The sequence below is a fragment of the Trichormus variabilis 0441 genome (genome assembly GCF_009856605.1).
Classification (GTDB): domain Bacteria; phylum Cyanobacteriota; class Cyanobacteriia; order Cyanobacteriales; family Nostocaceae; genus Trichormus; species Trichormus variabilis.
The window spans coordinates 1,498,700-1,511,998 of the sequence record NZ_CP047242.1; the positions used below are offsets into that span (position 1 = coordinate 1,498,700).

11 protein-coding genes are annotated in these 13,299 nt (G+C 43.1%); 5 read left to right on the plus strand and 6 right to left on the minus strand.

Translation table 11 applies throughout. From position 1 onward, the window contains the following. Positions 1-26: 26 nt before the first annotated feature. The gene (locus GSQ19_RS05930; protein WP_011317048.1) at positions 27-1,412 is read left to right on the plus strand and encodes an inorganic phosphate transporter; all 1,386 of its coding nucleotides are present in this window, start codon (positions 27-29) and stop codon (positions 1,410-1,412) included. Between the two features lie 200 nt (positions 1,413-1,612). On the opposite strand, the gene GSQ19_RS05935 is transcribed toward GSQ19_RS05930, so the two are convergent. Beyond that, positions 1,613-1,828, minus strand: coding sequence for a hypothetical protein (locus GSQ19_RS05935; RefSeq protein WP_011317049.1), 216 nt, complete (start codon positions 1,826-1,828; stop codon positions 1,613-1,615). A gap of 305 nt (positions 1,829-2,133) precedes the next feature. Between GSQ19_RS05935 and sepJ the strand changes: the two genes are divergently transcribed. Beyond that, the gene (sepJ, locus tag GSQ19_RS05940; protein WP_011317050.1) at positions 2,134-4,389 is read left to right on the plus strand and encodes a septal junction formation protein SepJ; all 2,256 of its coding nucleotides are present in this window, start codon (positions 2,134-2,136) and stop codon (positions 4,387-4,389) included. 949 nt (positions 4,390-5,338) lie between these two features. Next, positions 5,339-6,238 (plus strand): heterocyst differentiation master regulator HetR, encoded by a 900-nt coding sequence (gene hetR / locus GSQ19_RS05945; protein ID WP_010996495.1) that lies wholly within the window; start codon positions 5,339-5,341, stop codon positions 6,236-6,238. Between the two features lie 280 nt (positions 6,239-6,518). On the opposite strand, the gene GSQ19_RS05950 is transcribed toward hetR, so the two are convergent. The 5 genes from GSQ19_RS05950 to GSQ19_RS05970 form a co-directional block, all read right to left on the minus strand. After that, the gene (locus GSQ19_RS05950; protein ID WP_011317051.1) at positions 6,519-7,742 is read right to left on the minus strand and encodes an LL-diaminopimelate aminotransferase; all 1,224 of its coding nucleotides are present in this window, start codon (positions 7,740-7,742) and stop codon (positions 6,519-6,521) included. A 73-nt stretch (positions 7,743-7,815) separates the two neighbouring features. Beyond that, the gene (locus GSQ19_RS05955; RefSeq protein WP_011317052.1) at positions 7,816-8,151 is read right to left on the minus strand and encodes a thioredoxin family protein; all 336 of its coding nucleotides are present in this window, start codon (positions 8,149-8,151) and stop codon (positions 7,816-7,818) included. Between the two features lie 176 nt (positions 8,152-8,327). Next, positions 8,328-9,104 (minus strand): PspA/IM30 family protein, encoded by a 777-nt coding sequence (locus GSQ19_RS05960; protein ID WP_011317053.1) that lies wholly within the window; start codon positions 9,102-9,104, stop codon positions 8,328-8,330. Positions 9,105-9,266: 162 nt separating this feature from the next. Further along, positions 9,267-9,974 carry a PspA/IM30 family protein gene (locus GSQ19_RS05965; RefSeq protein ID WP_041456563.1) on the minus strand — a complete coding sequence of 236 codons (708 nt, stop codon included), beginning with the start codon at positions 9,972-9,974 and terminating at the stop codon, positions 9,267-9,269. Between the two features lie 237 nt (positions 9,975-10,211). Continuing rightward, on the minus strand, positions 10,212-11,531 hold the full coding sequence (locus GSQ19_RS05970) for a hypothetical protein (RefSeq protein WP_011317055.1): 1,320 nt from the start codon (positions 11,529-11,531) through the stop codon (positions 10,212-10,214). A gap of 393 nt (positions 11,532-11,924) precedes the next feature. On the opposite strand from GSQ19_RS05970, the gene GSQ19_RS05975 reads away from it, so the two are divergent. Both GSQ19_RS05975 and GSQ19_RS05980 read left to right on the plus strand, forming a co-directional pair. Continuing rightward, positions 11,925-12,482: a DciA family protein gene (locus tag GSQ19_RS05975; RefSeq protein ID WP_011317056.1), complete on the plus strand. Its 558-nt coding sequence runs from the start codon at positions 11,925-11,927 to the stop codon at positions 12,480-12,482. Between the two features lie 372 nt (positions 12,483-12,854). After that, the gene (locus tag GSQ19_RS05980) at positions 12,855-13,169 is read left to right on the plus strand and encodes a hypothetical protein (protein WP_041455900.1); all 315 of its coding nucleotides are present in this window, start codon (positions 12,855-12,857) and stop codon (positions 13,167-13,169) included. The last annotated feature ends 130 nt before the right edge of the window (positions 13,170-13,299 follow it).

Sequence of the window (13,299 nt, forward strand, 5' to 3'; positions counted from 1 at the left end):
TGTCCTATTTCTTGCCCTTTACCAATATGGAAATATCACTGACGTTGCCGATAGTTGCCCTATTAGCCTTTTATGTAGCCTGGAATCTGGGAGCTAACGATGTCGCTAATGCGATGGGAACTTCTGTTGGTTCCAAAGCTATTAGTCTGAAGCAGGCGATCATCATAGCCGGGGTGTTGGAGTTTACTGGCGCTGTCTTGTTTGGACATGAAGTAACGGAAACCCTAGCAACGAAGGTTGCAAACCCTAACTTATTTGCGGACACACCCCAAGTTTTAGTGATTGGGATGATGACCGTCCTTATTTCCTGTGGTGTATGGTTGCAAATAGCCACCTCTCGTGGTTTACCTGTATCTTCTTCTCATGCGGTTGTAGGTGCGATCGCCGGATTTAGTTGGGTGGCTTTGGGAGTAAATGCCATTGATTGGTCATCCATTGGACTAATTACTATCGGTTGGATTTTCACCCCAGTGATTAGTGGAGCGATCGCCGCTTTATTCTATAGTCAAATTAAACACTGGATTTTAGAACAACCAAACCAAATATCCCAACTCAAAGAGTGGATTCCCTGGTTAAGTGCAGTTCTTCTAGGAGTATTTGGTGTAATTGTCCTCCCTTCTCTCACTCAACCCCTAACCAATTTCTTCGTCAACCAATTCGGTGTCAACATCCCCCCCCACGATATCCCACTCATCACAGGTGCATTCGCCGCAGTAGCACTAACGCTAATCAGTTGGCGACAGCTAGAGGAGGCAGGGGGCAGGGGGCAGGGGGTATGGGAAGCAGGGGGCAGGGGGCAGGGGGCAGGGGGAGAACTGACCGCAGGATTTTTGCTCAGTCCCCAATCCCCAATCCCCAGTACCCAATCCCCAATCCCCAATCCCCAATCCCCAGCCCCCAATCCCATCGAAAGTATATTCGCCCGCTTCCAAGTCCTGAGTGCTTGCTTTGTCGCGTTTGCACATGGTTCTAATGATGTGGGGAATGCGATCGCTCCTTTGGCGGCGATCGTTTATATCAATCAAACAGGTCAAGTCCCTAGTGATGGGATCACTGTTCCCTTGTGGATTTTAGTTCTGGGTGGTGTGGGGATTGTTGGTGGTTTAGCTGTTTGGGGTGAAAAAGTTATTGCCACAATCGGCGAAAACATTATTGCCTTACAACCCAGTAGTGGATTTTGTGCGGAACTAGCAACCGCCACCACTATCTTACTTGCATCCCGCATGGGTTTACCCGTCTCCACATCTCACGCCCTTGTGGGTGGCGTAGTGGGTATAGGACTAGTGCAGAGTCTCAATTCAGTTAAGTTCCAAACTCTCCAAGGTATTGCTACCGCTTGGCTAGTGACAGTACCCGTAAGTGCAGTCCTGAGTGCTGCCATCTTTAGCATTGCTCGGATTTTCTCTTTTTAATGGAAAATGTTCAGAGATATGAGTTAAATATCGGAATCCGATTTGATTATTAAAAATATCTAAGTATCTGTAGCCTACTACAACCATGATAAGGTGGGCATTGCCCACCCTACTACGTATATTTCAGAAATTAAATATTAGTCCCATATACTAAGCTTTATTTCTTAAACTTGAGATTCAGACAAAATATCGAATATCTGCTAGAAGTATTTTGGCAAAATGGCAGGCAATTTATTAAAATATTGTCTAGGGAATAACTTTAATTTTGGCAAAACGCGCAGCATAAGCCCCATATCCAAGATATAAACTGTTGTTACAGCTACATTCTGCATAAGTCTACATATAAATATTACAACTGCACCTACTTTTTGTTGCCAAGTATCCAATTGCAGAACTTGATAAATTACTGTTGCCACAAAAATAACAAGTATTTATATTTAGTGAGTTGTTTTCTTGAGACAAAATCTCACTCGGATATAAAGACTGAAATCGGGCTGATGCAATGCAGCCTATGAGATTGAAGGAAACGTGTTTTAGTAAGCTGTGAGTCACATTATATGCTTTGCCAACCTTGGGTTGGTCATGACAAAATGACGTTGATATCCGTAAGTCCTGTTAAGATTCTTGAGTTTATCTGAAAAAATACAGGAAATTAGAGTGAGCGCCACGCAAATTTACAGGCAGTAGCTGTATCGTCAAGGTGTATAGAGGTTAGAAGCTAATGGGGCGATTTGAGAAGCGACCAGACAACGACCCGCGAGTCCGAGGCGAGTTATCCAGGGCAGCAGAAACAGCTCTATGGGCTGTTGTGGAAGATTTAGAAAGTCTACAGCAGAATGTCCTCAGATCATTTCAGGAAGAAATCAAAAAACTACAGACAGAAAAAGACCGTCTAACAGATGAAGTTCAGCAGCTAATTGAAGAAAAAGAACATTTACAAGAGGTACGGCGGATTACAGAGCAGCAAGTATTAATCCGTCAATTGTCAGAAGCTTTAGCCAAGCACATCTGTTCTCAACTGCAATCATCACTAGCGAAAATAGCCAACCAAACAGAGAGCCAAATAGCTGCTCTCAAGTCAGCCCAAAGCATCGGCCCTGCTATTGAGAACAACGAGCAGGTAGAAAAAATGCTGGGTAGTCTAGACGATAACTTAACGATCGCCTTTAATTCTCTCCAACAAGAACTCAAAAACTACCAAAGTAATCTCTCCCAGCAGTTGTCTCGAATGTATAACCAGCAGCAGCAAGGAGAAACAATTGTAGAAGAGTTGATTGATCGTCTACGTGGGGAACTGACAAGAGCTATCCAAGAAACATCACCAGCAAAAGCCCAGTTATCCCCGCCAACGGTGTTGCAGCCTTCAGAACTACAACCCCCTAGCTCTCCGGCAGTAGTGAATTTATCACCACCTACGGTATTGCAATTTCCCGAACAACAATCGCCAAATCCTTCACAAACATCTACACCAGTAGAGGAAACTAGCACTACCAAGCCATCGGTTAGTATTACTCCTCCTGAGAAATCAACACCAGTACCCATAGTTCCACCACCCCAGGAAACACGCCCTGAACCACAGTCTGTGATCCCCAAAGTGTCACCAGACAGCGAGACGAAATTACAATCAACTCAGGAAAAAGCTGCTGAACCCAGTTCTGTAATTAATAGAGAATTATCTGCGAGTGCGGCTAAATCTCCACCAACTCCAGAAAAACCCCCTGAGCCAATTTCTACAAGTAAAACGAAGTTCTCACCCTCCTCAGAAAAACCCCCTGAGCCAGTTTCTACAAGTAAAACGAAGTTCTCACCCTCCTCAGAAAAACCTCCTGAGCCAGTTTCTGTACTCAGTCCAGATTCATCGGCAAGTAAAGCCTCATCTCCTCCACCTGCATCGGTAGTCAGACGGGGATCAACACCTTCCTCATCAAGATCACGTAAATCATCAAATTTGTCCCCAGTCCAGGTGGGTTTCTTGTTGGTTGTGTTGTCCACCGTGATGACAGCGTTATACAACGTAGTCCTGAAAGGGATGTTTTATAAAACTTCTCAACTCTCCGCCATGCTGGAAGTCGCGGGGTTAATCTCGCCGACGTTGGGAAATATTATGTTAATTCTGACTTTGCGATTGATGGTGGTTGTACCACTAATGATACTTTTAGCACCTATGATGTATCCGCAAGTGTGGCAGGATCTGCAAAACCTTAAGCAATCATTAGGCAATAATCAGTCTGGAAGTCGTTCTCAGCCAAAGAGAGTTGTCCAGTTAATGTTTGCTAGTGGCTGCTTTTTGTTTTTATCGCAAGTTCTGATTTATCTGGCCATTGGTCAAGTTCCCACCGGAGTGGCGATCGCCCTTTTCTTTGTCTATCCACTGATTAACGGGGTGTTATCCTGGCTCCTGTTCCGCGATCGCCCCGGTGTATTCCGTGCTAGTGCGATCGGCTCTATTTTCTGTGGTGAGGTGTTAGTTTTTGCGGGAGCAACCAGCACTGGTATAGGAACTACTCCCCTTGGTAGCATCACTGCAATTCTCGCTGGTGCAGCCTTTGCTTGTTACCTGATACTGACGCGCGTATGTGCTGCTAAAGTCCATCCAGTATCTTTGTCTTTGATTAACTTCGTCACCATGTTGGGTTTGAGTTTTATCTTCTTGATGATACCCTTACCAGAAAACTGGAGCTTAGTTGTTGACCCTTCTAAGTTACTGGAAATTGTGTTAAGTGCTTTTATTTTGGGTGCTTTAACTCTATTGAGCTATGTATTCAGCCATATTGGGATCAATAAATTGGGTGGGTTGCGGTCAGCTATTATTAGTGCAAGCGTACCTATTTTGACAGTAATTTTTGCTGGTTTGGTACTTCAAGAAACTTTAAACATTGCCCAGATATTCGGAGTTTTATTTGTAACTTTTGGGGCAATTGCTTTTGGTATTGGCAAAATACAAAATCCCAACAAACCCTCCAATGCAGAAGGTTAAACCCTCATTACAAAGGACTTATAACTAAAACAAATGTTTGGTTACTTAGGTATCAGGAAGAGAATCATTAATGACTCTGGACTTCTGACTCAGTAGTCATAACCGCTTAATGTCAACAAACCTTGATTTTTCTGCGGAAAAACCACTGGTTATTCATCAATTCTTGAAATTTTTAGCAAAAGAAAAGTTAAGAGTAGATTAATTCATGCAATTTTAATAATATGACAGATAAATATAGAATATTATGTTGTGAGGAAATAAAAGGTATTGCTAAGTTGGAATTAGCTGTCTTATTTAGCGTCTATAATTTTCCCTCCAGCCAACGACCTACACTGCCATAAGAGCAAAAAAATTTGTCAGCAGCTCGGCAGATAAGAACGCTCCATTGATTCAATGGGCGTTAGTGAGTTTGGCGTATTCGGCAGGTGACTTTTTTCAAAAAATCACTCCCTGTTATTTCTGGAAATAATCGGTCAGCATCTGGGTGAAATTATCCAGGAATAGAGTAGTCACCTCAAGGAGAGATTGTGCGATTATGGTCTCCCATAATTGGCCGTTGTGTTGCTATATCCCAAATCCGGGTGCAGCCAAAAAGTGTTAAAAGTAGCAAACTTATTGACGCTATTAAAGAGCAGATAAGTTCCGGATAACAGGGAAAGTCCTTGTAGGTTACTTATTAGAACCATAAAGTTCGCCAGTAATTGACAAATGTTATAAATGAGGAAATTCTGGCAGTTATTTTGTGATTTTTCGGTAAGATACAAGCAGTCTAGTAACAACACTGTTGCTAGTTATATGCCATAAATTACGGAGGAATGAGCATCTCGACCATGAATCTACTTTTATTTAAAACATCATAAACATTTTGGTGTCACAATCTCACCCCCCTATGGGTGTATACCAACTACTTTTTTTAGACTAATAAGCGTGCTATTCAACTATTTGTAATATGAGTAACGACATCGATCTGATCAAGCGTCTTGGCCCCAGTGCAATGGATCAGATCATGCTATATCTGGCTTTTAGCGCCATGAGGACGAGCGGGCATAGGCATGGAGCATTCTTAGATGCAGCAGCAACGGCGGCTAAGTGTGCCATTTACATGACTTATCTAGAGCAAGGACAAAACCTCCGGATGACCGGACATTTGCACCACCTAGAGCCAAAACGGGTCAAAATCATCGTAGAGGAAGTGAGACAAGCCCTAATGGAGGGCAAATTGCTCAAAACCTTAGGTTCTCAGGAACCTCGGTATTTGATTCAGTTTCCCTACGTCTGGATGGAACAGTACCCTTGGATACCTGGGCGATCGCGCATTCCCGGTACAAGCCTCACAAGTGAAGAAAAAAGACAAATTGAGCATAAGCTACCTAGCAATCTTCCCGACGCTCAGTTAGTTACTTCCTTTGAGTTTTTGGAGTTGATCGAATTTCTCCATAAGCGATCGCAAGAGGATTTGCCCCCAGAACACCGCATGGAGTTAAGCGAAGCCCTAGCAGAGCATATCAAGCGTCGTCTGCTCTACTCAGGCACGGTGACAAGAATTGATTCTCCTTGGGGAATGCCCTTCTATGCCTTGACTCGTCCCTTCTATGCCCCAGCAGACGACCAAGAACGGACTTATATTATGGTGGAAGATACTGCTAGGTATTTCCGCATGATGAAAGACTGGGCAGAAAAGCGACCAAATGCTATGCGAGCCTTAGAAGAACTAGATGTGCCACCAGAGCGCTGGGATGAAGCAATGCAGGAATTGGATGAAATTATCCGTACCTGGGCTGATAAATATCACCAAGTAGGTGGTATCCCCATGATTCTGCAAATGGTGTTTGGTAGAAAAGAAGATTAAGCACCCAGAGCAAATAAAAGTACTAGTCATGTTTCATTGAGAAACTTATGCTAGTGATGACAAATGACTCGGCAAATTAAATTAAATACTTGGCATGGCAGATGACACAGCAGCGATGGGCGGTTTTAACTGCTAAAAATTCAGGATTTAATCCCTGATGTAGCAAGAATTAAGCCAACGCGACAAGAGTCGTTTCGGGGAAGTTAAAAGCAGCCTATCGCGTGCGGATGTCCCTTGTGTCAAAATCTTAGTTTAAGTAATAAGTTTTGATGACGCTAGATTAGAGAAAATTACTAATTCGTTCAACGGCAGTTCTTAATATAGATGGTTCATGGACTAGGGCAAAGCGCACATATCCTTCACCAGATTTGCCAAAGCCAGCACCAGGAGAAGCCGCTACACCGGTTTGTTTGACTAACTGTGTACAAAATTCTATGGAATTTTGACTCCACGAGGATGGTAATTTTGCCCAGATATACATAGTGGCTTTGGGAGTGGGAACATACCAACCGATGTGGTGTAGAGCATGAATAAAAGCATCACGACGTTGGCGAAATGTTGACACAGCAGCTTCTACACCTGCTTGCGGACCAGTCAGAGCTGCGATCGCTCCATTTAAAATTCCTCGATATTGATTAAAATCAACTGCCGCTTTGATTTGGCGTAAAGCCTGAATCATCTGGGCATTACCAATGGCATAGCCAATGCGAAAGCCACCCATATTGTAGGACTTAGAAAGAGTGAAAAATTCAATAGAAACACTTTTATCTGGGTCAGCTTGGAGAATTGAAGGTACTAGGGATCGGTGATTAGGGATTGGGGATTGGGAAAGATTTTGATCCCAATTACTAGAATCCTCAAAAACCATATCCACATAGGGAAAATCATGCACCAATGCAATGTTATGTTCCTGACAAAAAGCCACGGCTTCCTTAAAGAAAGATAAAGGTGCGATCGCTGCTGTGGGATTGTGAGGATAGCTTAATACCATCATCCGCGACCGAGCCAAGACATCCGTCGGGATATCAGTAAACACAGGTAAAAAATCGTTTTCTGCCTTTAATGGCATTGGGTAAATTTGCCCACTAGCTAAGTAAACTCCCCCAGCATGGGAAGGGTAGCCGGGATCAAGTAGTAAAGCAAAATCCCCAGGATTGAGCAATGCCAAAGGTAAATGAGCAGTACCTTCCTGGGAACCAATTAAAGGCAGTACTTCTGTTTCGGGATCGACTTTGACCCCAAATTTTTGTTCATACCAGTTAGCTGCGGCTTGGCGAAAATCCCTTGTCCCATTAAAAAGCAAGTAGCCGTGGGTACTGGGATCATATAAAGATTTAGCGATCGCTTCAATCACATGAGCTTCAGCTGGCAAATCCGAAGATCCCAAAGATAAATCAATTAACTCTTTCCCTGCTGCTAACGCCAAGGCCTTAGCCTTATCCATATCAGCAAAGACATTAGATTGCAGAGGTTGTAAACGCTGTGAGAATTGCATATTAGTCATTAGTCATTAGTCAGTAGTCAATAGTCAATAGTCGATGGTCGTTACTGATGGACTATGGACTATGGACTATGGACTAATTATTATTTAAATGCGTATCTAGGAAACTGAGCAATTTATCTTTACTAATCACTCCTTCGGTAGAGTCTAATAGCTGTTCTCCTTTTACTAATCTGAGGGCTGGTACGCCTTCTACCTTGTATTTTTTGACAGTTGTGGGATTGGGATCAATTTCCAGTTTGACAACTTTCAAGCGATCGCTGTAGGTATTAGCCGCTAAATTGATCAGTGGTGACATCAACTGGCACGGCCCGCACCAAGAAGCCCAGAAATAAACTAATACAGGCTGCTCGGCTTTCAACACTTCGCTTTCAAACTCAGCATCAGTTATGGTGATTACACCCTTACTCATTGCAGTCTCCATTAGTTGGCATCGATACAAAGTTGGCACACAAATTACTGTATCTCAATCTGGGAGTTAGTTGCTAGAGAAGCGATTAATCGCGTCTGTACAGTTGTCTGACAATGATTAAAAATCCCACAACCAAGAGGCGTGGGATTAACTAAAAATTTGTTAGGCGGCAAACCTTACAACTGATCCAATTGTTTGCGTAGGGCATCCAATTCAGAGTCAACAACCTCTTTAGATTTAGGCGCAGTGGATTGCTGTTCCTGTTGTTGTGGGGGTAGTAGGTTTTGCTCAGGTGCAGGAGCTAAGGAGGCTTTCAAAGCTGCCAATTCATCATCAACATCGCTGCTAGATTCTAAACGGGCAAATTGGGTTTCTAAGTCTGCTCCAGCTAACTCTGCTGCTGATTGAGCGCGGGCTTCCTGCATCAGCACTTTTTCTTCCATGCGCTCAAAGGCAGCCATAGCACTGCTGCTATTCATACCACGTACCATCCCTTCCAGTTGCTCTTGGGCTTTGGCAGTGGTAATCCGAGCCTTGAGCATTTCTTTTTTGGTTTTGGCTTCAGAAATCTTGCTCTCTAGCTGGATTAAATTGCGCTTGAGGGTTTCAACTTGAGTACTTTGTTGATCTAGGCTAGTTTTTAGGGCTGTGCTGGTTTCGGTATAAGTCTTTTTCCGCTCTAGGGCTTGTCTGGCTAAGTTTTCATCACCTTTTTGCAATGCTAATTGGGCATTGCGTTGCCACTTATTAATTTCATTTTGGGCATCAGTATATTGTTTCTCTGTACGTTTTTGGGCAGCGATCGCTTGAGCCACCCCTTGACGTAGCTGTACCAAGTCTTCCTGCATTTCGAGGATGGCTTGCTCCAGCATCTTTTCTGGATCTTCGGCCTTATTGACTAAATCGTTGAGGTTAGCACTGACTACTCGCTTAATGCGATCAAATAATCCCATAACTTTGTTTTTCCTTTTGGAGTTTACGCGCTTGGTTGATTAGTTCGCTTTTTTACTATTTAATAGCTTCCACTTTCAATGTAATCTTTCCGGTTGGCTTCAGTCAGTCCCGACACCCGTTAATAGTTAAGATATATCCTAGAATTGGTAATTAACTAAATTTTAATAGTTTTCGCCTTGAGGTAGTTGCTGCTGAGGAGTATTTTCTCCCTCGCTTAAGGCTTGTGTTTTCATTGCTGCTAGTTGGCTATCAACATCGTTAGCCGCTTCTAGAGAATCGAATTGTTTTTGCAAGTCGTCACTACCCATTTGAGTTATGAGTTCTGATTTTGCTTCTATTTGCAAAACTTTTTCCTCCATCCGCTCAAAAGCATTCAAGCTGCTAGTGGCTGAACCTCCACTTAACATTTCCTGAAGTTTGTAGGATGCTTCTGCTGAGCGAGCGCGAGCGATATACATATCTTTTTTAGTCTTCGCCTCGGCAATTTTTAACTCTAGTGACCGCATATCTTTTTTCAGTCTATCTACTATCTCGATTTGCTCCCCTATTTGGCTTGAGAAGGTCTTAGCCGCATCTACATAAGACTGGCGCTTGGTCAAGGCTTCTCTCGCCAGAAGTTCATTACCTTGTTGTAGTGCTAGTTGAGCGCGACGATACCATTCTTCTGCGGTGGACTGGGCAGATGCGGCTTGGCGTTCAGTACGTTTTTGGGTGGCGATCGCCTGTGCTACTCCCTGTCGCAATCGCAGTAAGTTCTCCTGCATTTCCATGACAGCTTGTTCCAGAATTTTTTCTGGATCTTCTTTACTGGCCACCACGCTATTGAAGTTAGCGCTGATCACCCTTTGGATACGCTTAATCAATTCCATTTCGGCTCTCCATTCACTTTTGCCAATCAACCCCAACAAGGAAACTCCTGCATAGCCTACGGCAAAACTTGCGCCAACAAAATTCAAGATTTTGCAGAAGCGTGCAAGCACAGTTAGTAGGCAAGCTAGAAACCTCACATTTGAGTTTTGCTGGCGTTAGCACGAAAAAATGCCCCACACCTCATATCCAGTATTTTTTGTCCCCTGTTCCCTAATCCTATCGTAAATTTTTGCAACCTATGGCTGCTGTAGGCGTGCTTTAATCCCCTTAGCCTGTAGCTGTTTTAACCTTTGTTCTGCTTCTTCTTTTGTTTTGACCGTAGCCAGATAGATTAATGTGCTGTTTCTTGACAAGTAAGCATCGGGAACTACTTGGCGTGCGGCAGTCAGGGCATTAGCTCCTTGATTGTCTATCACTATATGGTACAGTCCATCTGTTGACGGTTTGATTTGGTTGCTAGCTGGGGGCAGAGTTGCTGTTCCTTGGGGTAAGGGTTGTAAGCGGGGAGTTGATGAGGCATCTAAGGCAGGTAAAGGTGGTGCCTCTGGTAAGGGGTTGGTAGTAGGAGGTATAACTGGCTGCTGGAGAGGAAGAGTGTTGGCGGGGGCGATGGGTGTTGGTTGTACTTTAGGTTGTAAGCCAACTACGTCAATAGGATTTCTCAACTCTGGAAACTCTCTAGCAGTTAAGTCGGGATACTTAGGAATGGAAGTAAGTTCTGGTTGCGATTGACTTGGGGTATTATTGGCAACTTCTGGCGGATTTTCGGTAGTAGGAGAAGGATCACCGTTAAATAATCTACTGAAATTTAGCTGGGGTAAGGTTTTGGGATTAAAAACGACGTACCCTAAGGTCAGGCTTGCTACTAATAACAGCAGCATGGAACCGATGCCTAAAGGTGATAGCAGGCTATCGCTAGAGTTGTTTGGTTGGCTAGTTTCTGACTGTTCATCTGTGAGACTCCGCAGTAGTGCTTCACTGGATTCTAAATAGTCATTGGGCTGGGCAGGAGTATCATCGGCTAAGAGTTTTTCGCTTTGACTGCCTTGAGCGATCGCCGGTACTATACTGCTAGTGTCGGTGGAGTTAGCTGGAGGTAAAGGAATTTGTGTATTGCCTTCAGGTGTAGTTTGTAGTGGATCGTTATTTGGTGTTTCTGTATTGGCGACAGTTTTAGGAGTATAAGGATTTAGAAGTGCAGGTGAGGATAGATTTTCCCCACTAGGTGTTGGGTTTTTGTCGTGAACAGGTGACTTGATAATAATTGAGGCTGTTTTCTCCTCAGGGCTTGCGGCCAGGGATAAAGGTTTTGCCTGGGATTTACTTTCTACTGTCAATGGCTGAGTATGTGCCATTGTGGCATTCTTATCGGTCAACTCTTGAGGATAATTCTGAGCATAACTATTCACACGAGATGGACTGTTTGCCCTTATCCCCATACGTGTGCGCCGATAACGAGCTAATTCTTGTTCTAACTGCACTTCCAAACTCGCTAGTGCCGCAACTAATGGTTGTTTTAGTCCAGTACTAGAATCTATCAGGGGTTTTTGACTCATTGTCTCTACACCTCATTTTGTCAGGGGGGAGTGGATAATTAACAATTCAAAATTTATCCGGAAAAGTTGAGCCAGTTACGTGGTGTTCGCGTAACATCTCTGTCAGGAAGGGCAGCCTGGTCTTCTCGATGAGATGCTAGTTTTGTACCAATGTTAAAGAAAATTGTCTATTAGTATAGATCCCAGAACTAATACCAATTTGAAAAAAGAAGGCGACGGATATAAAGCGCTAAATGCTTGTCCTGTCTTGATTCTTAATCTTGTATTTTGTACTCCTGCGGAGAACCCTTACCCCTACGGGGAAGTAAGCTACGCGTAGCGTCTTTGCATAGGAGAAGGGTATGAGTGAATTTTGAATTGGTATAAGCTCAATTCTGACTGTTATTTGGCAAGATGTCTTTTAAATCCGTTAATGATATTTTAGGTGTTCTAGAAAAGCAGGCGAAATGGCAACAACAACCATTTCAGCAAGTATGCCAGTTTTGGGCAGAAGTTGTAGGCAGCGCCATTGCCGCCCAAACTCAACCTTTATCACTACAGCGTGATGTTTTACGCGTAGCAACTTCTAGTGCCGCTTGGGCGCAAAATTTGACATTTAGTCGTCAAACGTTACTTTTAAAGTTAAATCAAAAGTTATCTACCCCTATTGTAGATTTGCGTTTTTCTACTGCTGGTTGGCAACGCCATCCACAAAAGGAAAAACCCCACTCAATAGGGTTACATAGCCAACATCCCAGTTATTTGGGTGATGTCAATGAAGACCAGGGTCAAGTAACAGCAGTTAATCAAGATGTGAATCAGGTTTTTGGTCATTGGGCCAAGACAAGGCAGAGGCGATTGCAAAATTTACCCCTTTGTCCTCAATGTCAATGCCCTACACCACCAGGCGAACTCCAGCGTTGGGGGGTTTGTGGGTTTTGTAGCGTTAAGCAGTTGCCCAAAAATATGTAATTATTTTCTGTATAAAAATGCTGTTTTTATATAAAATTGAAGCTGGTTGGCAACGTTACTTTTTTACTAGAAAACACCTGATAACCTTACTGAGACAAGAGATATTACAGCTTAATTGAAAAAATCTCCTACGTCTAAAGTTTTATCTTTACCGTTGATCCCCAATAAGTTATTGGCAATAATTTATATGTAACCACTATAAGTAACATTGAAAAATATAACATAAATCTAAAAACATAATAAAGTTTATTTTGCCGTTAAACGGGTTATAACCTAGATATAATCACGGGTTATGGGATCAATACGTATTTCTATCTAGAAGGAAAATATAGAGACGAAATCAGCCATAAACGGCACTAAAGATGAAACCAAATGAAACCCATTAATTCTTTGACATCTGCCTGTCGATATTGTCGCCATTACAAGCCAGAGGGTCGCCGAGGCGGGATGTGCCAACAGCTGGGAGCGCCTGTGCAAGCCTGTTGGAAAGCTTGCTCTTTAGCGCTACCACCTTTTGCTCCTTCTTGGGAAACCTTGGAAGATGCTTGGAGTTTACCTGATGCCACACCAGTATTAGTAGAATCTGAACCTTTGGTGTGTAATGTAGAAAATGCTGTTTTCGCCGTAACTCAGGAGAAAACTGCCTCTACTTCTGAACAAGCAAAAGCTGAGACAGTACTTATTTAACCATTCATATATTACCTGACTGTGTTTGCAGTCTGCGTAGAATTTTAGATTTGTCTTTTAAGATTTATAGTTGGGGACTGGGGATTAGGAGTTGGGGACTGGTGATTAATTAATTTTTCCAATACCCAAT